Raw genomic sequence first — 17,232 nt, forward strand, 5'->3', positions numbered from 1 at the left:
CCTATCTCTTATCTGGAGATACAGCTACTGTCTGGTGTTTCAGGGGGCTACATCAATTTTACGGGCAAGGCAAGCAACCGGCCTTTTGCGGCAAAGCCATCATCCTTCGACACGCTGAATCTTGCGAGCCGTCTTCCCGAATTACATTCCCGATCTTTCTTCCTTATTTACTCATTGCATAATGCGCCTGCCATTACCAGCTGGCGCGTTTGATTTTATACGGACAAAAATCATGCAAACTGAAGCTGAAGTTTTAACCGATCATAATGAGCTAATTTGCTCAACCAGCATTGAACGCATCGTCACAGGACGTGATACTGCGCTAAAACAAATAGAGACGCTGATCCGCCAGCTTGATGACATTTCCCGATTGACCTCCAGCATTGGCGGTGACGTGGCGGCTCACTGGGCAATGAGACAAGGTCATTCTTTTGACTGCTGGCTGGTACAGCCTGTAGACAGGGCAATGCCGGTGATCGCCCACAATATCGATCGTAGCATCTGGCGCGACCTAATGTTGAAATCCGGGATGCTGACGTTAATGGACGCTGAAGCGCGTAGCCAGTGGGCTAAGAACCTCGAAGAGGGCGATCTCCCTGCAATCAGCGAAGCGAATATCCTGAGTACCTTTGAGCAGCTTCATCACAACAAACAGGAGGTCTTTGAACGCGGCATCATCAATGTGTTCAGGGGATTAAGCTGGGATTACAAAACCAATAACCCCTGTTACTTCGGCAAGAAGATTATCGGGTAATGACTCCAACTTACTGATAGTGTTTTATGTTCAGATAATGCCCGATGACCTTGTCATGCAGCTCCACCGATTTTGAGAACGACAGTGACTTCCGTCCCAGCCTTGCCAGATGTTGTCTCAGATTCAGGTTATGCCGCTCAATTCGCTGAGTGTAACGCTTGCTGATTACGTGCAGCTTTCCCTTCAGGCGGGATTCATACAGCGGCCAGCCATCCGTCATCCATACCACGACCTCAAAGGCCGACAGCAGGCTCAGAAGACGCTCCAGTGTAGCCAGAGTGCGTTCACCGAAGACGTGCGCCACAACCGTCCTCCGTATCCTGTCATACGCGTAAAACAGCCAGCGCTGACGTGATTTAGCACCGACGTAGCCCCACTGTTCGTCCATTTCAGCGCAGACAATCACATCACTGCCCGGCTGTATGCGCGAGGTTACCGACTGCGGCCTGAGTTTTTTAAGTGACGTAAAATCGTGTTGAGGCCAATGCCCATAATGCGGGCGGTTGCCCGGCATCCAACACCATTCATGGCCATATCAATGATTTTCTGGTGCGTACCGGGTTGAGAAGCGGTGTAAGTGAACTGTAGTTGCCATGTTTTACGGCAGTGAGAGCAGAGATAGCGCTGATGTCCGGCAGTGCTTTTGCCGTTACGCACCACCCCGTCAGTAGCTGAACAGGAGGGACAGATGATAGAAACAGAAGCCACTGGAGCACCTCAAAAACACCATCATACACTAAATCAGTAAGTTGGCAGCATCACCGATTATCGTTAACAATCTGGTGCAGTACGATAAATGGGGCTACAGCCTGAACTGGGGCTGGCAGCGCGATCAATTAGCCGATCTGGAACGTATGCTGTATTTGCTGGATGGTAAAACCATCCCTGATAACCGGCACGATATCTCCATTCGGTTCATGGGTTTTGTTCGCGATAATCCACATCAACAGGTCTTCGAAGACGATATGTTCACCATTCGCTACTTTCAGAAAGGCAGCGGACATATCACGTTTAAACGCCTTGATCTGGTGGAGAGGATGAATGATATCGTGGCAAAACATTTTCCTGGAACGCTACCTGCAAGATAACCTGAGTAGATTATGGGTTTCTGGCATACTCATTGCGGCCAAGAACTCTCAACAGGCTATTACGCAACCTGTAAGCCTAATTTACAAGTTCAGCAGGAAGAGCATCGTCAGACGCTGGCAAACTGAATATGCGAAACTTCAGTTGTTCGGTTTTACCAAGCGACTGCGGTGTTAAACCGAAGTCGGAAGCGAAAAAGATATTGCCACTTTACTACAAGCCAAAAAGTAGCTCTGGATGCCTCTGCTCTCCACAAGCAAAATCATTTGGGGGTGCTTATGGGGGTTACTCATTTACCAAATAGAAAATATAAACATCAAATCAATAAGTTAACTATCAAATTCGACTCCTGTGATCTCCGCCAATTTATCTTAACCAGCCATTCAGCATTTCTACTGCATCTATTTATTTCTTTATGTTCTCAATTTCACACGTAAGCGTAATTAATGAACATTAATAAATATGACTACAACCTTAATTAGTCCTTATTCGCTGTTCAGTCTCAAGATCAAATTCATTGGCAATTTAAAGAGTTAATTATCTATTTTAATTTTCAGGCTCAATACCTAATCTATCGAGTTCGTTTCTCCCCAAAGTTTTTAACCAATTCCCCAAACTCATCCCCTCCGCCTTCGCCGCAGCCTCAAACTGCGCCTTCAACTCCGGCGTAATACGGATCTGAAAAGTCGGTGCTTTTCCGGACTTTGATGGGTTTGGGTCGCGTTTCGTCGTTGACATGTACGTACCTACAAGAGCAATCTAGCGCCAATCAGGTACGTACCTTTATAAAAGAATGACCTGATATTTAAACGCCCCCGCCCAGTATTCGCAGTACCCGGCGAGAGCTAACCTCACCAACTATCAAGGAGTTGATTATGGCTATCCCGCATTCTACCCCAGACTTACCCGCAGCAAAAACCGAGCGCACGTTAATTGTGGGATATCGCCCGCAGGGCGCAAACAAAAACACCCCAAGCCTCACCCTTTCCGGCAAGTGGCTGCGCGAGGCTGGGTTTGAAACCGGACAACAGGTTAGCGTAAAGGTGATGGACGGCTGCATCGTCCTGATGGCCTATGGCGAGCAGGAGCAAAAGCTGCTGGCGGAGTTGAAGGAAACGCAGCAGAAGCTGAAAGAGATTGCCACGGCGGTATCGGCGGTACATTGAGCGCCAGGCCCTTATTCAACGATCGGGCAGCGCCGGATGGTTCAGCGGTCAGTCAAACGGCGAGTACGAAGGCGGTTAATGTGCTCGTAGCGGCATTGCCCGATGACGCTACGCTTATCGGGCCTACCATTGCACTGCCCCCCTAATATTAGGGAATATTCTGGAAAAAAAGTATCCGAAATAGCCCATCATTTCATTAACGCTACACATTAATTTATTATCAATAAAATTCCTGCGAATTATTCGCAACGTGTGGTTTTCATTATCCCATTTTAAATAATCACTTAGCTTTTAAATATATCATATATGCTGCATTTCTCTTTTATCACCCAATAAGGTGATGGAGGATCTATTTTTAATAAAATAGTCTTAAGGCAAATTGGCAGAAGTTTACTACATACTCTACAGTTATATCAGGGATTTAGTCTTCATACGTTATTGTTTTACTAGGGAAAAATAATACCTGCGTAGAGGTCAATACGATGAACACATCTATTAGGTTCATTTTATTCAATCTGGCAGCCGCACTTATTCCATCGGCGAATGCGGCGGTAGCCACAAATACATTTCAGGTGCAGATTATTATTCAAAGTACCTGCTCCGTCACGCAGCCTGCACTGCTAAACCTGGGTACCGTATTATCCAGCGCGACGAATACCAGCGGCTCTACCGTCATGGCCGTAACCTGTTCCAAATCGACGCCTTACAATATTGGCCTGTCGCCATCCAGCGCTAACGGCGGAACGACCACCGGCTCTGGTTCCATGTCGGGCACCACCGGAAATACCGATAAAGTCCCTTACCAGCTCAACCAGGACTCAGCCGGTACTAAACCGTGGGGCAATACCGCAACGTCCATCAGCGAGGGGAACGGGGTCGCCGGGATCGGAACGGGCGCAGCGCAGAACGTCACCGTTTACGCCGTGGCCGCTAACGCCAACTTCAAGCCCGATACCTATACCGATACGGTCACCATCAACGTTAACTACTAGTTCAAGGATGACGCATGAATGGGAAAACGTGTGCGCTTGCCTTTGTCTGCGGTTTAGCCCTTGCCAGCGGTAATGCCGCCGCAAGTGGCCTGCAGGTCACGCCGGTCAGTCTGACGCTGCAGCAAACTCAGCGCGCGGAAGGGATCTGGCTGAGTAATTCAGGAAGCCTGCCAATCAACGCGCAGGTGCGCGTGTTTCGCTGGAGCCAAAGCGGCTATAACGACCAGCTCTCAGCATCGCAAGGGCTGGTGATTAGCCCACCGATGCTGACGTTGCCCCCCGGCGGGCGGCAGCTTATTCGCGTTATTCGTACCGGCTCAACGGCCAACGTTGAAGACGCTTACCGCCTATCAATCAATGAATTGCCGCCAACTTCCGGACAAAAAAATGCGCTGCAGTTTGTCCTGCATTACTCCGTTCCCGTCTTTATCCAGCCGCCCGGTGTGACGGACACCTTTGCCAAATTGCAATGGCAAATCCATCGCAGCGACGGCAAGGTCTTTCTGGAAGCAAACAATCAGGGGGACGGGCACGCTCAGCTCTCTGAAGTCAGCGTGATTACGGCGGCAGGTAGCCGAAAACAGATTACCCCCGGGTTACTGGGCTATGTCCTTCCCGGCTCGACCATGCGCTGGGCTATCCCCGCGGGCGCAGGTGACGTAGGCCTGGGAGGGCAGCTTGAAGTCACGGTCAATGGAAAAAAAACGCGACAAGCGCTATAACGGGCCTAACCGTCTTATTATTTTATTACTATTCAATGTGTTATTTGTAGCAAGGGAGACGTCTGCGGAAATGAAAAGCACCGATTCATCGCAGGATGAGGTGATTTCTGACGGCAAACCGCTGGTCGGCGTCGATCTCTATCTCGATGTCACCCTCAACCAGACGCACATCGGGCTGGCGCACTTTGGCTACGATAACAATACGCTGTACGCCAGCGCCGATAGCCTGCGCAGGATTGGTTTACGGATCGACCCGAAAACCCCAGACCCGGTTAGCCTCAGCGCCATTCCGCAGCTGCGTGTCGACTACGATGCGAAGCTGCAAACATTAGGGCTGACGGCACCGCTCGCGCTGCTGGACATGGGCACCACGCAGCTCAATGAGAAGGATACCACCAACCCGCAGGCTACCACCTCGCGCGGGCTGGTGCTCAATTATGACCTCTATGCCTCACAGGAAAAAAGTACGCAAAATAGCGCCAGCGCCTACAGCGAATTGCGCGCGTTTAGCGGCATTGGCGTGCTCAGCTCCACGCAAATAGCGCGCTATACCAACAATAATGAAGACTACGACCAGCACAATGGCGTCACCCGGCTGGACACCAGCTGGCGCTCCTATTTCCCTGACAAGGTGCTCTCGGTCACCGTGGGTGATACGTTCACCAGCTCGCTGAACTGGTCGCGGCCCACTCGTATCGCCGGTCTGCAGATCGGTACCGATTACAGCCTCCAGCCGTACACCCCGACTACGCCGCTGCCCTCGTTTTTCGGCTCCGCAACGCTGCCGTCCAGCGTTGAGCTGTATATGAACGGCGTGAAGTATTACAACGGTGAAGTCCCGGCGGGGAATTTTGAAATCAATACGCTGCCGAATATTAACGGCGTCGGCACCGGGCAGGTCGCCATGACCGATGCGCTAGGTAAAACCACGCTCCAGAGCTTCTCGTTTTATAACGACCAATCGTTGCTGCGTAAGGGGATCACCGAATGGTCCGCAGAAGTGGGCGTGGTGCGCAACGACTACGGCTATTCGTCCTTCGATTACGCCAGCACGCCCGCCTTGAGCGGAACCTGGCGGCACGGTTTTACAAACGGTTTTACCGCCGGGGCACACGCCGAGGCTACCGACAGCCTGGTAAACGGTGGCTTCAGCACCGATTGGGTGCCAGGCACGCGCAGCGGTACCTTCTCAGCGGCGCTGGCAATGAGCGCCGACTCGGGGAAACATGGCCTTCTCTACAGCCTGGGCTATCGCTGGAGCGATAACCGCTTTAGCTTCAGCACATCAACCATTGCCACGATCAATGACTACCACGACGTTGCCACCCGCTACGGCCAGGCGCCCCCCGCCCTTAACCAAAGCACCGTGGTGGGCTACAGCACCGACGCCTTCGGCAGCTTTAGCGTGGGTTATTTGCAATTTCGTACGCCCGGCGAAAGCACCCAGCGTTATAGCAACGCAAGCTGGTATAAACCATTGACGGATAACATCTATCTCAACGCGGGACTCAATCAGAACATTGACCGTAGCCGCGATCGCAGCCTGTATTTGATGGTGAGCATCTCGCTTGAAAATGGCATCAATGCCAGCAGCACCGTGCAGCAAAACAATGACCAGATGAGCTACACGCTCAACGCCAGCAAAACGCAGCCGTCCGAAGGCGGATGGGGGTGGAACATGGAGCTCAACCGGCAGGAATCTCAGCAAAATGGTCAGGGAGAGCTGGGCTATCTGGGCCGCTATGGAAAAGTGTACGGCGGGTACAGCCGTTTGTCAGACAACCAGACGGCCTACGCGGGCGCCGATGGCGCGTTGGTGCTGATGGGCGGCGGCCTGTTTGCGTCGCGAAACATCACCAATGGTTTTGCGGTGGTCTCCACCGACGGTATCCCGGATGTCCCGGTGTTATTGCAAAACAACCCTATTGGCACCAGCAATAGCAGCGGCCTGCTGCTGGTTACGCCGCTGAACAGCTATCAGGAAAATGAGATCAGCATTAACCCGCTGAATCTGCCAGCGAACATGCGGATCGATCCGGTCAATGCGATCGCGATCCCCGCCGATCGATCCGGTGCGATGGTGAACTTTACGGTTAAAACCGTGCGTTCAGCGCTGATCGTCGTGAAAGATGCAAAAGGGAGTGTTATCCCGGAAGGTTCAACCGCCATCGTCAACGGCGATCGCGCGCAGCAGGCGATGGTGGGCTTTGATGGCATGGTCTATTTCGACACCCTTAAAGCGCATAACACGCTGAATGTCACCACCAGCGCGGGCGTGTGCACGGCCCAATTCGACTATCCGGATAAGGCGCGGGACATTCCGCAAATCGGACCGTTAACGTGCCAGTAAGGAGCTGAAACCATGTGGCTAAGAGTGCTGATTTTATTCGCGGGGCTCTGTTTTTTCCCGCTGAAAAGCTTCGCCGTGAGCTGCACGGTGAATGCGGTCTCCAGCGTCAATTTCAGCGCGGTTAACCCGATAGCCAATACCGATGCCACCACCTCCATGACCTTTAACTATACCTGCACCAAGGTCCTGATTGTGGATACGCTGGCCGGCTACACCATTTGCTTTAACGTCGGCGCAAACGGCACCAATACCATCAATACTCGCAAAATGACGGGGCCCGGCGGCGGAACGCTCAATTATCAGCTCTATTACCAGGACTCCGGCGGCGCAAAAATTATCTGGGGAAATGAGTCCGCAGGAAGCGGCACCTCGCCGAAGGATTACATGAACCTGTTAAACCTTGTCACCATTACCGGTAGCCTGACCGTTTACGCCACGATTCCGTCCGGGCAAACCAGCGTAGTTCCAGGAACCTACACCGATACCTACAGCGCCGCAACGGCCAGCATTACCGTCAACGGCTCACTGATCGCCGCGCCGACAACCTGTGGTCAAACCATTATCGGCAGTTTCCCGTTTACCGTCACTGCCACCGTCAACAAGCAGTGCAACGTCAGCGCAACCAACACCATAAACATGGGATCGGTGCTGTTTAACCAAACCAACGTGCCCGGGCAAAACGTCTTCACCATGGCCTGCACTAACACCACGCCTTACACTATCGGTCTTTCACCGTCGAATGGCAGCGCCACCGGCAGCGGCGTGATGAAAAGCCAAACGTCCTCCACAACCAATACCGACCTTGTCCCCTATCAGCTAAATTCAACGGCGAGTGTACCGGGCACCGCATGGGGGAATATCACATCATCAAATACGATTGCGGGAACCGGCACCGGCCAGTCGGTCAACCAGAAGGTATACGCCGTGGTGCCGAGCGCCAACTATCGCCCGGACACCTATACCGACACGGTGACCATCAACGTGACCTACTAAAGAGAATCTGTCCCGAGCGCACCGCGTAGAAAAACTCTCCTGGGCTGCTGAGACCCCTCACCCTACCGTCGGGTAATCCACATACCCCGCCTTCCCACCGCCGAAGAACTGCTCCTTCACCGGCGCATTCAGCGGCAAATCATGCTGCAGACGATACGGTAAATCCGGGTTGGCGATAAACGGGCGGCCAAAGCCAATCAGGTCCGCCCAGCCCTTCGCCAGCGCCTCTTCCGCGCGGGCTTTGGTGTATTTACCGGAATAGATCAGCGTGCCGTGGAAGATAATGCGCAGCGCTTCTTTAAAGGCCGCCGGCATCACCGGCGCATCTTCCCAGTCGGCTTCGGCGATATGAATATAGGCGATGCCCATCTCGCTCAGCACGCTGGCGGCGGCCAGATAGGTGGCTTCCGGCGTGTCGTCACGCGAGCCCATCAGCGTGGTGAGCGGCGCCAGGCGGATCCCCACCCGCTCTTTACCAATCGCCTCGGATACCGCGGCCACCACCTCTTTCATAAAGCGCAGGCGATTTTGCAGCGAGCCGCCGTATTCGTCGTCGCGCAGGTTGGCCTGTGAATCGATAAACTGGTTGATCAGATAGCCGTTGGCACCGTGCAGCTCAATGCCGTCAAAACCAGCAGCAATCGCATTACGCGCCGCCTGCGCATAGTCGTTGACGATAGCGGGGATCTCATCGGTACGCAGCGCGCGCGGCATATCATGCTGCAGCATCGCGCCCACGCCGCTTTGCGGGCCGCGGCCTTCTACATCCACGAAGACCTTCACGCCTTCGGCCTGAATGGCGGACGAAGACACCGGCTGTGCGCCGTTCGGCTGTAATGCCGCATGTGAAACGCGGCCCACATGCCACAGCTGGGCAAAGATTTTACCGCCCGCCCGGTGTACCGCGTCGGTCACTTTTTTCCAGCCGGCAATCTGCGCCTCGGAGTACATACCCGGCGTCCAGGCGTAGCCCTGGCCCTGCGGGCTAATCTGCGTGCCTTCGCTGATGATGAGCCCCGCGCTGGCGCGCTGGGCATAGTAGTCGGCCATCATGTCGGTGGCGACATCGCCGTCACCGGCGCGTGAGCGGGTCATCGGCGGCATCACGATGCGGTTGGCCAGCGACAGGTCATTAAGTGCGTATTGATTGAATAACATGCTGTTGTCCCCCCTCTTATTGATACAGTTCAGCGCTCATGGTCACGGTGTTGCCCATGCGGGCGCTGGTGATTGTGTATTCAGAGGCGTGCATCTGTTTTGCTTTCTGGGCAATCACCGCTTCGGCGGAGTCCAGCGTGGAGCCCGTGGCGGTGACGCTTTGCGCCGAGGCGCTAAAAGCAGTGGCAGACAGCAGAGAGGCAGCAAAAATCGCGGTAAGCATTTTCATCATCATATCCTGTTCGGTTTAGGGCGTTACGCTCGGTAACGTGATGCGAAGAAGGATACGACCGCTGACTAATTACATAAATGGTATAAATAGCAATAGACTGTTATCAATAAAGCAATAATAGGCAGGCACCTCCCGGCTGCCCCGCGGATGCATTTTGCGGGCCCAGCCGGAGAGGTTAGCGACGCCGACGGCCTCAGGCCTGGTGCGGCAAAGAGGTGTCGTGCGGATGCGGCGGCATTCGCAGATGCTGAGTCATCACGTCATGGCGGAAATAGTCGATAAATGCCGTAAAGGTGAGCGGTCTGGAATAGAAATATCCCTGGAAACAATCGATGTTGTTTTCCTGTAGCCACGAGACCTGATAGTCGTGTTCAACCCCTTCCGCCACCGTCTGAATGCCCATCTGCTTGGCCATGTCGATCACACAGTTAATCAGCGGCGTGGAGGCATCCGGCGAAATCTGGTTGATAAACATGCGGTCAATCTTGATGCTGTCCGGGTTCAGGCTGGCAATCCACGACAGATTCGAGAACCCGGTCCCAAAGTCATCCAGCGAGATAGCGATACCGCTATCGCGGATCACCTTGATCTTATTGAGCAAATCGCCGTTAAGATCGAGCTGCTCGTTTTCCGTAAACTCAAACGCCAGCCGCAGCCCCAGCCGCTTAAAGCGCGCGGCAAACGCCCGGGTAAATGCGCCGAAATCTTCCGCTGCCAGGTGCGTGTGGCTGATATTGACGTTAAAGATAAACCCGTCCGGCAGCATGCTATCCGGGCGCTGGTAGTCGGCAAGCACCCGTTTGAGCAGGTTTTCGGTCATCAGGCCAATCATCTGGGTCTTTTCGGCGACCGGGATGAAAATATCCGGCGGCACAAAACCAATCTCAGGGTGATCCCAGCGGGCCAAAACTTCTGCGCCAATCACCCGGTTACTGTGGGCACAAATAATCGGCTGATAGTACGGCATGATGCGGTCTTCGTGCACCGCGTTAATCAAATACTGGTACAGCGAACGGCGACGCGTCAGCAGCGACCAGACCAGCGCCGTCAATAATAGCGGCGTGGCGATGATAACCAACAAATAGAACCAGGAACCCAGAATTTCACGCCAGACCTCTTGCGCGCTGGGCATGCGCCAGACCAGCGTATAGTCTTCGCCGGTCAGGCGCTGCTGATAGTCCAGTGCGCCGCGCTGCGCCTCAGAACCGGCAAAAATGCCCTTATTGGTGAGCAGCTTGTTATTGACCAACAGCGCAAAACGCTCATCGCGGTTGCTGTTGCCGGTGATGCCCCACAGGTAGCGCAGATCTGCAGCAACCACGATACCTTCACCGTTGAGGCCACGTTGATAGATTGAAAAAACCGGGATGCCTGCGGATGCCACGGAATCATCAATCTTCACCCCCTGCGCGCTAAAGCCGTTGAGGTCTATGCGTACGCCCTGATTTGCCAGCAGTGAAGAACAGGTGATGCGGTTACCGTCCAGCAGGTTGATCGCCAGCATGCTCAACTCACGCGTCTGTAACCCATTCAGGCGGCTTTCCATCTGCCGATTACAGCTTTTGCCCATCCATCCCTTCGCTTCGAGCACGACGCTGCGCGTCTCGCCCAGCAGGTTTTCCACCGCACTACGAATAGGCATTGCCTGGCGTCCAATCTGCGCGTTCAGCTGCTGCTGCGCAATAGAGAACGTCATCCAGATGGCCAGGGCCACGGCGGCCACAAAAACCAAAATCACCAGCACAGTATTTCTGTGCTCGGCTTTACCGGCGTACGTTTTGTTCATCGCTCGTTAATTCCATCCGCACGCTTAACGCTGCGCGTGAGCAGCGCGCGTTTGCGCCTGCTGGTGCTGCATGTATTCACGCTGGAAGCTCTCTTTGCTGATCGGCCGGGAAAACAGGTATCCCTGCCCATATTTCACGCCCTGCTTCAGCATGCTGGATATTTGCGTATAGTTTTCAACGCCTTCAATAATGACGTCGATATCATGCTGGGCAATCAGCTGGAGGATGCTCGCGGTTTCCTCTTGCCGGTTGCAGGCCAGACAGCTGCGATCGAGCTTGATGTAGTCTGGCTCCCAGCAGGCCAACCGCTCGCGCAGGATCTCCAGCGAACCGACGCCGTCCCAGGCAATGTTGATACCTTCATCCTGCAATGCCTGTAGATTCTTCAATCCCGCCTCGTTTAGCGCGATCGGGCCAGGCGTAATTTCAAAGACCAACTGTGCCGCGTGCAGCTGGCGCGTTTCAACAATGCCCAGCGCGTGGTCGGCAAACTCGGGGTCGTTAAGCTGCACGGCAGAAATGTTCAGCGTGTACATAAACGCTTCGTGCGCGTCCGCCTGCTTCTGCGCGATAAACGACAACGCTTTTTCCATCACGTAGTAGCCCATCTCAACGATGGTGCCGTTCTCTTCAAGGTGCTGAATAAAAGCGACCGGCGGCACGACGTTGCGGCGGTGCGTACCGCGAACCAGCACTTCGCCGCCGATGCAGGCCACCCGGGATAAATCGAAGATAGGCTGAATGACAAAATCAATCCCCACATCGAATTTGGCGTTCTCTACGCAGCGCACCACATAATTTGCACTCTTTTCCATACCGGCCTCATACCGCGATAACTGTCCAGAAAAGGCGACGCCTGCACCGAATAACTTAAGCCTCGCCGGCAATAAAACCCTGCGAACCCGCTTCTGACGTGCCTTTGTGTCTTAAAAAATGCCTTTCTGGCGGATTTGCTTCATCTTTTGCGCCGGGGCCGCGAGGGTGCTCAGGTCCACTTCTTCGGTGAGACCGTTTTTCACACTCTCCGCCGCCGGCGCGGTGCGGCCGGACAGGCGCAGCTGCTGTAGCAACAGGTGCTGCTGGTTCAGCAGCGCTTTTAGCTGGGCGACTTCACTGCGCAGCTGGCCGAGCGTTTCGTGCATGCCGTCATCCGGTTCGGCCGGCGCTGGAGCCGGCTGGCGCTGGAGCGCGTCCGACATCAGCGCGCGCATCTGCCGCAGCTGCTGCTTGCTGAAATCGACGCTGGGCGCAGGCGCGTCTGCTACCGGTTCAGCGGCGACGCTGGCGGGCAGCAGCTGTGCCGCGGTCAGCTCGCTGCACAGCGCGTCCAGGGTCAGCGTTTCACGCCCCATGGATTCGGCCACGTGGCTGCACAGCTGCGGGTTCAGCAGCTGCAATTGCAGCCCGGCAAGATAGACGTTGCGGTGAAAACGGCGCATTTCCATACTCGCATCGCCCGGGTTGTTGCCCGCCTGGCTCAACGTCTGATGCCACTTTTTCAGTTGCAGCATGGCGCGCAGATCCGCGCGCGAATGTTCCGGCGACAAATGCAGCGAGAGATTAACGCGGCGAATGTGCCTGTTACTCATCGTCGCCCACCTCGGCCATGTGCGGTGCCGCTACCGTCTCCACGCTGGTATCCGCGTGATAGAGGCAAATCTCGCGCGACAGCGCGCTCTGCGGAGCGTCGATGGTAATCACGCGATCGCCGAGGGTGGCGTAGGTTTCGCGCACCGCGCTCTCAATCAGATGTGCGCCGCCGCCCACCAGGTACACGCGGTTCGGGTTCTTGGCAAACTTCTTCGCCTCATAGGCCACCTGGTCGCCCAACTCCTGAATTTTAATCTCGATACGCTCGAGAATGTCGGCAATGCGCGATTCATCGTTAATCACGCTTTTCACAAATTCATCGTCATGGCGGCGTTTAATCAGCTCATTAGCCACCAGATAGCTGGAGTCGCTGTCAGCAGCGGCCAGCAGCTTACGCGTGGCGTCGGTCACCATAGCTACGCCGATTTCGTTATTGCCGTAAATCGCGGAGACATCGTCAAATTCGCCGACAATCACCCCCATATCCAGCGTGGTGCCGCCGCAGTCGATCACCAGCGATTTGGTGAATTCGGTCACGTTGGAGTTCAGCAGATGCGACAGCGCGGCCGGCAGGCTTTCCGGCATGACCTGCACGTCGACGATACGGAACAGTTCACCTTTGTTCAGCGCGATATCACGCATCAGGTTGCGGCGCTTGGCTTCAATGCGGCTTTCGTTGCGCTGGCAGTCGTCCGGGTTGTAGTACTGGGTAATCGGCAGCGTCACAATCACTTCAACATCGCACGGCGTCATGCCGGTCAGCAGCAGCGCGTGGTGCACCGCCAGCAGATTGAGATCGTCATACTGGTAATCGATGTGGGTCGTCGATAGCGCCTTATCGGAGGTTGCATCGTAGGTGTATTTGGTGGTGCCGATGGTGTAGTTATACACCGCCTGGCCGCGCAGCAGCGCCGCGCTCTTCCAGTCTTTACGGAACGAGTTCGGCGACACCACGGTTTTCAGAGTGCCATTTTCAATCCAGCTAATTTTTACATTGGTCGAGCCATCATCAATGGCAAATTTCATACGCGTCATGGTCAAAGTCTCAGTTCAGAAGGTGTTTTTAACGCGCCACGCCGTTCTACAGAACGCGGCGGGCGCCAAGATAATGGGACTGCCAGAAATCGTCCGACAGCTTGCTGATACGGATATTCAGCCCGGTGCGCGGCGCCTCAATAAAGCGCCCATCGCCGAGATAGACGCCGACATGATCGGCGCCAGGTCGCTGATTAATGTTGAAGAACACCAAATCGCCCTGCTTCAGGCTGCTCCGGTGAATCGACTTCAGATGGTTATCCTGATACATGCCGTTAGCGGTGCGCGGCAGCTTGCGGTCCAGCACGTGGTTAAAGGCGTAGAACACCAGCCCGCTACAGTCGAAGCCCTCGGTCGGGCTCTTACCGCCCCACAGATAGGGTTTACCGAGCTGGCTTTGCAGACGATGCAACACCGTGCGCAGGCGGAAACTGCCGTGTGGAAGCGCGTTTTTTTTCGCCACTTTACCTTCCTGCACGTCATCCCACAGCGCTTGCGATCCCCCCAGCTGGCCCGGCGTCCAGCGGCCATGCATCGCCAGCACTTCGCGGTTTTTGGCGCGCTCGGCGATTCTTTTCGCTATCTCACGTCGCTTTTGCTCCGGCGTCGGCGGCACCGCTACGGCGCGCTTTTTGGCCTTCGCCAGCAGCCGTTCGCGGTTCAGCTTGCGCTTTTGCGCTTCGCTGACGGATTTTGCCTGCGCGGTCTTTGCGGGCTGCGGCTTGGCATTGGCGTAACCTGACGCCATCAGTAGCGCCAGCAAAAAAAGGGAAAAAAAGCGTACCTGTCGGGACAGGGTCGCCCGAGCAGGTACAAAGGGGATGGTAATCAGGAAACGTTTCACGGCGTTATATCGGGTTATCGGTTGTGACTGATCTTATCGACCAGCGGCTTAATCACCTTCTCGCCATGCTGGCCAAAGAACTGGTACAACGAATCGCTCGCGGAATTCGTCAGCACCATAATCTCAATGCGGCGGTTCGCGGAGCTCAGCGGATTTTCCGGGTCCAGCAGCATCTGATCGGCCATGCCGCTGACCTGTAAAATCTTGCTGGCATCCAGTCCGCTGCGGGTCAGCACGCTACGCGCCTGCATTGCACGCTCGCCGGAGAGATTCCAGTTGTTGTACAGCTCCTGGTCGCGGAAGCGGGTGGCATCGGTATGCCCGGTGATGATGATCTTGTTATCTATCTTGTTCAGTTCAGGCGCGAACTCGGTCAGCAGACGGCGGAAAAACGGCGTCAGAATGGCGCTGCTGCGCTGGAACATCTCACGCTTCTGGTCGTCGGTGACCAGGATACGCAGCCCCTGCGGCACAATTTCCATCTTCAGGTTGGCCTGGGCATCGTAGGCCGAAGTGATCTTCATGATCGTGCGCGCCAGATCCTCAATCTCGCTCTGCGAGCGGGCCTTAACGTCGCTCAGGCTCTCGGCACCGTTCATTTGACTCGCCAACGCGGCGTCTTTCTGCGCCTGTTCTTTCAACGCGTCTTTCTTTGCATGCCGCGTGTCCAGCAGCGCTATCTTGCCGCCGTTGCCCTCTTTCTGGGTCACCGGCGTCAACGCGTTTCCTTCAAAAATCGACTCGCCGTGCAGCAGCGAAACAATCTCTTTACGCTCTTCTTCCGTCACCGCACCCATAATCCACAGCACCATAAACAGCGCCATCATCGCCAGCGTAAAGTCGGCAAAAGCCACCTTCCACGCGCCGCCATGAAAGGCATCATGGCTTTTGCGCGAGGAGCGTTTGATGATCGTGGTATGTTCTTTGTTGCGGCTGCGCATCAGACTTCACCAATCATCTGGTTAACCCAGCCGTCCAGGGTGGCGAAGGTCGGCTTGGTGTCCATCGGCAGCATTTTGCGACCGGCATCCACCGCCAGCAGCGTGGGTTTGCCCGCAACGTGGTTAACCAACACCGTACGCACGCACTCCAGCACCGCCAGCTGTTTCTTGGTGCGCTGTTCCATGGCGTTCGCCACCGGGTCCATTAAGCAGTAGCAGAAGAAAACGCCGAGGAAGGTGCCGACCAGCGCAGCGGCGACCTTCACGCCGATCACCGCAATCGAGCCGTCGATCGATTGCATGGTAATGATGATCCCCAGTACCGCCGCGCAGATCCCGAAGCCCGGCATCGCTTCTGCCGTACGCTGGAGCGAGCGAGACGGCTGCAGCAGGTTCTCTTCCATCGCCACCAGCTCCTGCTCCAGGATGCCTTCCAGCTCGTGTTCGTTAATCTTGCCCATCGCCATCAGGCGGAAGTTATCGGAGATAAACGTCACCAGCGCTTTGTCGCGCAGCATCAGCGGGTATTTCTGGAACAGCGCGCTGTTTTCCGGCGCTTCAATGTGTTCGTCCAGCACCTTCAGGCCGCCGTCCTGCACCAGTTCAAGCAGTTCATACAGCAGCATCAGCAGCTGGCGCTGGTATTCGTTGGTGTATTCGTTTTTGCGCATAATGCCGCGAAACTGGCGGTACATTTCCGCCAGCACGGCGCGGGGGTTGGCGAGCACCATCGCCCCCAGGCCAGCACCCAGAATGATGATAATTTCACCCGGCTGCCAGAAAGAAGAGAGCTGGCCGCCGGACATAAGAAAGCCGCCAACCACGCACCCCATGATGATCACGATACCGAAGAATTTCTGCATAAACCTTTCACTTCCGGAAAAAAGACTGAATTTTTTGGGCGATTTTTTTATTGAGCTGGCAGACCCTGGCCTCGGTTAACTCGAGAACCAGCGCGATTTCTTTCAGGCTCATTTCATGCTGGTAATACAGCGTCAGGATCAGCTGCTCGCGTTCATCCAGCGAGGCGAGCGCGCTGCGCAGCGTCCGACTCACCACGACTTCATCCTCCAGCGGGCGGCTGTTCAGCGCCCCGGTGTGAACATCGTTGCCTAACAGCTCATCTAGGCTCTCTATCGTTTTGGCGCAGTCCAGCAATAAATATTCCTGGTACTCCTCCGCCGTAATCGACAGGTGGCGGTTGATATCCTCGAAGCTGGGCGTCCGCCCCAGTTGGCGCGCAATTTCTCGGATACCGTCATTCAGTTTGTGGGTCTTCTGCCGCAGGCGGCGAGGACGCCAGTCCAGCAGGCGCAGTTCGTCCAGTACCGCACCGCGAATACGCTGTACGGCATAAGCAGCAAACTGTTCGTCCGGATGCCCATAGCGGCGCAGCGACGAGAGCAGACCCATCAGGGCTATCTGCTCCATGTCTTCCCGGTCGATGACGCTGCTGGTCTGGTAGGCGAGCTGCTTAACCACCCTGTTAACCAGCGGCAGGTAGGCACGTACATAGCGCGCCTCATCAACCGGGCTCAGGGTGTCACTCGCGATAAAGTCCATCATTTCCATTGCGGCGTAT

The 17,232-nt window shown here is 55.2% G+C and carries 18 protein-coding genes and 2 pseudogenes; 8 read left to right on the forward strand and 12 right to left on the reverse strand.

What is annotated here, in order from left to right:
- Positions 1-213: hypothetical protein (locus V6942_RS12175; protein ID WP_333501294.1), on the forward strand; the 213-nt coding region annotated here is incomplete at its 5' end.
- A 19-nt stretch (positions 214-232) separates the two neighbouring features.
- Positions 233-748, forward strand: a pseudogene (locus V6942_RS12180) (DUF4942 domain-containing protein); the annotation flags it as partial.
- A 16-nt stretch (positions 749-764) separates the two neighbouring features.
- Here V6942_RS12180 and V6942_RS12185 read toward each other — a convergent pair.
- Positions 765-1,462, reverse strand: a protein-coding gene (locus tag V6942_RS12185) for an IS1 family transposase (protein ID WP_333501295.1) whose coding sequence is annotated in 2 segments (ribosomal slippage) — positions 765-1,213 and positions 1,213-1,462 — 699 coding nt in all. Because the reading frame shifts where the segments join, the coding sequence is not laid out codon by codon here.
- Between the two features lie 56 nt (positions 1,463-1,518).
- On the opposite strand from V6942_RS12185, the pseudogene V6942_RS12190 reads away from it, so the two are divergent.
- Positions 1,519-1,842, forward strand: a pseudogene (locus V6942_RS12190) (DUF4942 domain-containing protein); the annotation flags it as partial.
- Positions 1,843-2,386: 544 nt separating this feature from the next.
- On the opposite strand, the gene V6942_RS12195 reads toward V6942_RS12190, so the two are convergent.
- Positions 2,387-2,578, reverse strand: coding sequence for a toxin-antitoxin system HicB family antitoxin (locus V6942_RS12195; RefSeq protein ID WP_106924926.1), 192 nt, complete (start codon positions 2,576-2,578; stop codon positions 2,387-2,389).
- A 137-nt stretch (positions 2,579-2,715) separates the two neighbouring features.
- On the opposite strand from V6942_RS12195, the gene V6942_RS12200 reads away from it, so the two are divergent.
- The 5 genes from V6942_RS12200 (at position 2,716) to V6942_RS12220 (ending at position 8,063) form a co-directional block, all read left to right on the forward strand.
- The gene (locus V6942_RS12200; RefSeq protein ID WP_106924925.1) at positions 2,716-3,006 is read left to right on the forward strand and encodes a SymE family type I addiction module toxin; all 291 of its coding nucleotides are present in this window, start codon (positions 2,716-2,718) and stop codon (positions 3,004-3,006) included.
- A gap of 482 nt (positions 3,007-3,488) precedes the next feature.
- Entirely contained in the window at positions 3,489-3,998 is a 510-nt protein-coding gene (locus V6942_RS12205; RefSeq protein WP_106924924.1) for a spore coat U domain-containing protein, read from the forward strand.
- A 14-nt stretch (positions 3,999-4,012) separates the two neighbouring features.
- The gene (locus V6942_RS12210) at positions 4,013-4,720 is read left to right on the forward strand and encodes a molecular chaperone (RefSeq protein WP_106924923.1); all 708 of its coding nucleotides are present in this window, start codon (positions 4,013-4,015) and stop codon (positions 4,718-4,720) included.
- Between the two features lie 70 nt (positions 4,721-4,790).
- A complete protein-coding gene (locus V6942_RS12215) occupies positions 4,791-7,070 on the forward strand; it encodes a fimbria/pilus outer membrane usher protein (RefSeq protein ID WP_333501296.1) in 2,280 nt (759 codons plus the stop codon).
- 12 nt (positions 7,071-7,082) lie between these two features.
- Entirely contained in the window at positions 7,083-8,063 is a 981-nt protein-coding gene (locus tag V6942_RS12220) for a spore coat U domain-containing protein (RefSeq protein ID WP_106924921.1), read from the forward strand.
- A gap of 57 nt (positions 8,064-8,120) precedes the next feature.
- Here V6942_RS12220 and V6942_RS12225 read toward each other — a convergent pair whose 3' ends face one another.
- From V6942_RS12225 to V6942_RS12270, 10 genes are all read right to left on the reverse strand, one after another.
- Positions 8,121-9,221: an alkene reductase gene (locus V6942_RS12225; RefSeq protein WP_333501297.1), complete on the reverse strand. Its 1,101-nt coding sequence runs from the start codon at positions 9,219-9,221 to the stop codon at positions 8,121-8,123.
- Positions 9,222-9,237: 16 nt separating this feature from the next.
- Entirely contained in the window at positions 9,238-9,450 is a 213-nt protein-coding gene (locus tag V6942_RS12230; protein WP_333501298.1) for a DUF1471 domain-containing protein, read from the reverse strand.
- Positions 9,451-9,646: 196 nt separating this feature from the next.
- Positions 9,647-11,239, reverse strand: coding sequence for an EAL domain-containing protein (locus tag V6942_RS12235; RefSeq protein WP_106924918.1), 1,593 nt, complete (start codon positions 11,237-11,239; stop codon positions 9,647-9,649).
- Positions 11,240-11,263: 24 nt separating this feature from the next.
- Positions 11,264-12,055, reverse strand: coding sequence for an EAL domain-containing protein (locus V6942_RS12240; RefSeq protein ID WP_106924917.1), 792 nt, complete (start codon positions 12,053-12,055; stop codon positions 11,264-11,266).
- Between the two features lie 111 nt (positions 12,056-12,166).
- Complete coding sequence (locus tag V6942_RS12245) at positions 12,167-12,829, reverse strand: hypothetical protein (protein WP_182929798.1); 663 nt, start codon at positions 12,827-12,829, stop codon at positions 12,167-12,169.
- On the reverse strand, positions 12,822-13,856 hold the full coding sequence (gene parM, locus V6942_RS12250; protein ID WP_197974859.1) for a plasmid segregation protein ParM domain-containing protein: 1,035 nt from the start codon (positions 13,854-13,856) through the stop codon (positions 12,822-12,824). The genes V6942_RS12245 and parM overlap by 8 nt, the downstream gene beginning before the upstream one ends.
- Before the next feature lie 55 nt (positions 13,857-13,911).
- Positions 13,912-14,613, reverse strand: coding sequence for a C40 family peptidase (locus tag V6942_RS12255; protein ID WP_333501299.1), 702 nt, complete (start codon positions 14,611-14,613; stop codon positions 13,912-13,914).
- A 110-nt stretch (positions 14,614-14,723) separates the two neighbouring features.
- Complete coding sequence (lafU, locus tag V6942_RS12260; protein ID WP_106924913.1) at positions 14,724-15,650, reverse strand: putative lateral flagellar export/assembly protein LafU; 927 nt, start codon at positions 15,648-15,650, stop codon at positions 14,724-14,726.
- On the reverse strand, positions 15,650-16,513 hold the full coding sequence (gene motA / locus V6942_RS12265; RefSeq protein ID WP_106924912.1) for a flagellar motor stator protein MotA: 864 nt from the start codon (positions 16,511-16,513) through the stop codon (positions 15,650-15,652). Before motA ends, lafU begins: the two co-directional genes overlap by 1 nt.
- Positions 16,514-16,520: 7 nt before the next feature.
- Positions 16,521-17,216 carry a FliA/WhiG family RNA polymerase sigma factor gene (locus tag V6942_RS12270; protein ID WP_106925179.1) on the reverse strand — a complete coding sequence of 232 codons (696 nt, stop codon included), beginning with the start codon at positions 17,214-17,216 and terminating at the stop codon, positions 16,521-16,523.
- Positions 17,217-17,232 lie beyond the last annotated feature (16 nt).

It is taken from the genome of Kluyvera genomosp. 2 (genome assembly GCF_036759865.1).
GTDB classification, from domain to species: domain Bacteria; phylum Pseudomonadota; class Gammaproteobacteria; order Enterobacterales; family Enterobacteriaceae; genus Kluyvera; species Kluyvera ascorbata_B.

What these genes read in the sequence shown, in the direction of transcription:
- V6942_RS12195 (WP_106924926.1), bottom strand. Translation starts at nt 2,578, where the DNA reads ATGTCAACGACGAAACGCGACCCAAACCCATCAAAGTCCGGAAAAGCA.
- V6942_RS12200 (WP_106924925.1), top strand. Translation starts at nt 2,716, where the DNA reads ATGGCTATCCCGCATTCTACCCCAGACTTACCCGCAGCAAAAACCGAG.
- V6942_RS12205 (WP_106924924.1), top strand. Translation starts at nt 3,489, where the DNA reads ATGAACACATCTATTAGGTTCATTTTATTCAATCTGGCAGCCGCACTT.
- V6942_RS12210 (WP_106924923.1), top strand. Translation starts at nt 4,013, where the DNA reads ATGAATGGGAAAACGTGTGCGCTTGCCTTTGTCTGCGGTTTAGCCCTT.
- V6942_RS12215 (WP_333501296.1), top strand. Translation starts at nt 4,791, where the DNA reads ATGAAAAGCACCGATTCATCGCAGGATGAGGTGATTTCTGACGGCAAA.
- V6942_RS12220 (WP_106924921.1), top strand. Translation starts at nt 7,083, where the DNA reads ATGTGGCTAAGAGTGCTGATTTTATTCGCGGGGCTCTGTTTTTTCCCG.
- V6942_RS12225 (WP_333501297.1), bottom strand. Translation starts at nt 9,221, where the DNA reads ATGTTATTCAATCAATACGCACTTAATGACCTGTCGCTGGCCAACCGC.
- V6942_RS12230 (WP_333501298.1), bottom strand. Translation starts at nt 9,450, where the DNA reads ATGAAAATGCTTACCGCGATTTTTGCTGCCTCTCTGCTGTCTGCCACT.
- V6942_RS12235 (WP_106924918.1), bottom strand. Translation starts at nt 11,239, where the DNA reads ATGAACAAAACGTACGCCGGTAAAGCCGAGCACAGAAATACTGTGCTG.
- V6942_RS12240 (WP_106924917.1), bottom strand. Translation starts at nt 12,055, where the DNA reads ATGGAAAAGAGTGCAAATTATGTGGTGCGCTGCGTAGAGAACGCCAAA.
- V6942_RS12245 (WP_182929798.1), bottom strand. Translation starts at nt 12,829, where the DNA reads ATGAGTAACAGGCACATTCGCCGCGTTAATCTCTCGCTGCATTTGTCG.
- parM (WP_197974859.1), bottom strand. Translation starts at nt 13,856, where the DNA reads ATGAAATTTGCCATTGATGATGGCTCGACCAATGTAAAAATTAGCTGG.
- V6942_RS12255 (WP_333501299.1), bottom strand. Translation starts at nt 14,613, where the DNA reads ATGGCGTCAGGTTACGCCAATGCCAAGCCGCAGCCCGCAAAGACCGCG.
- lafU (WP_106924913.1), bottom strand. Translation starts at nt 15,650, where the DNA reads ATGCGCAGCCGCAACAAAGAACATACCACGATCATCAAACGCTCCTCG.
- motA (WP_106924912.1), bottom strand. Translation starts at nt 16,513, where the DNA reads ATGCAGAAATTCTTCGGTATCGTGATCATCATGGGGTGCGTGGTTGGC.
- V6942_RS12270 (WP_106925179.1), bottom strand. Translation starts at nt 17,216, where the DNA reads ATGATGGACTTTATCGCGAGTGACACCCTGAGCCCGGTTGATGAGGCG.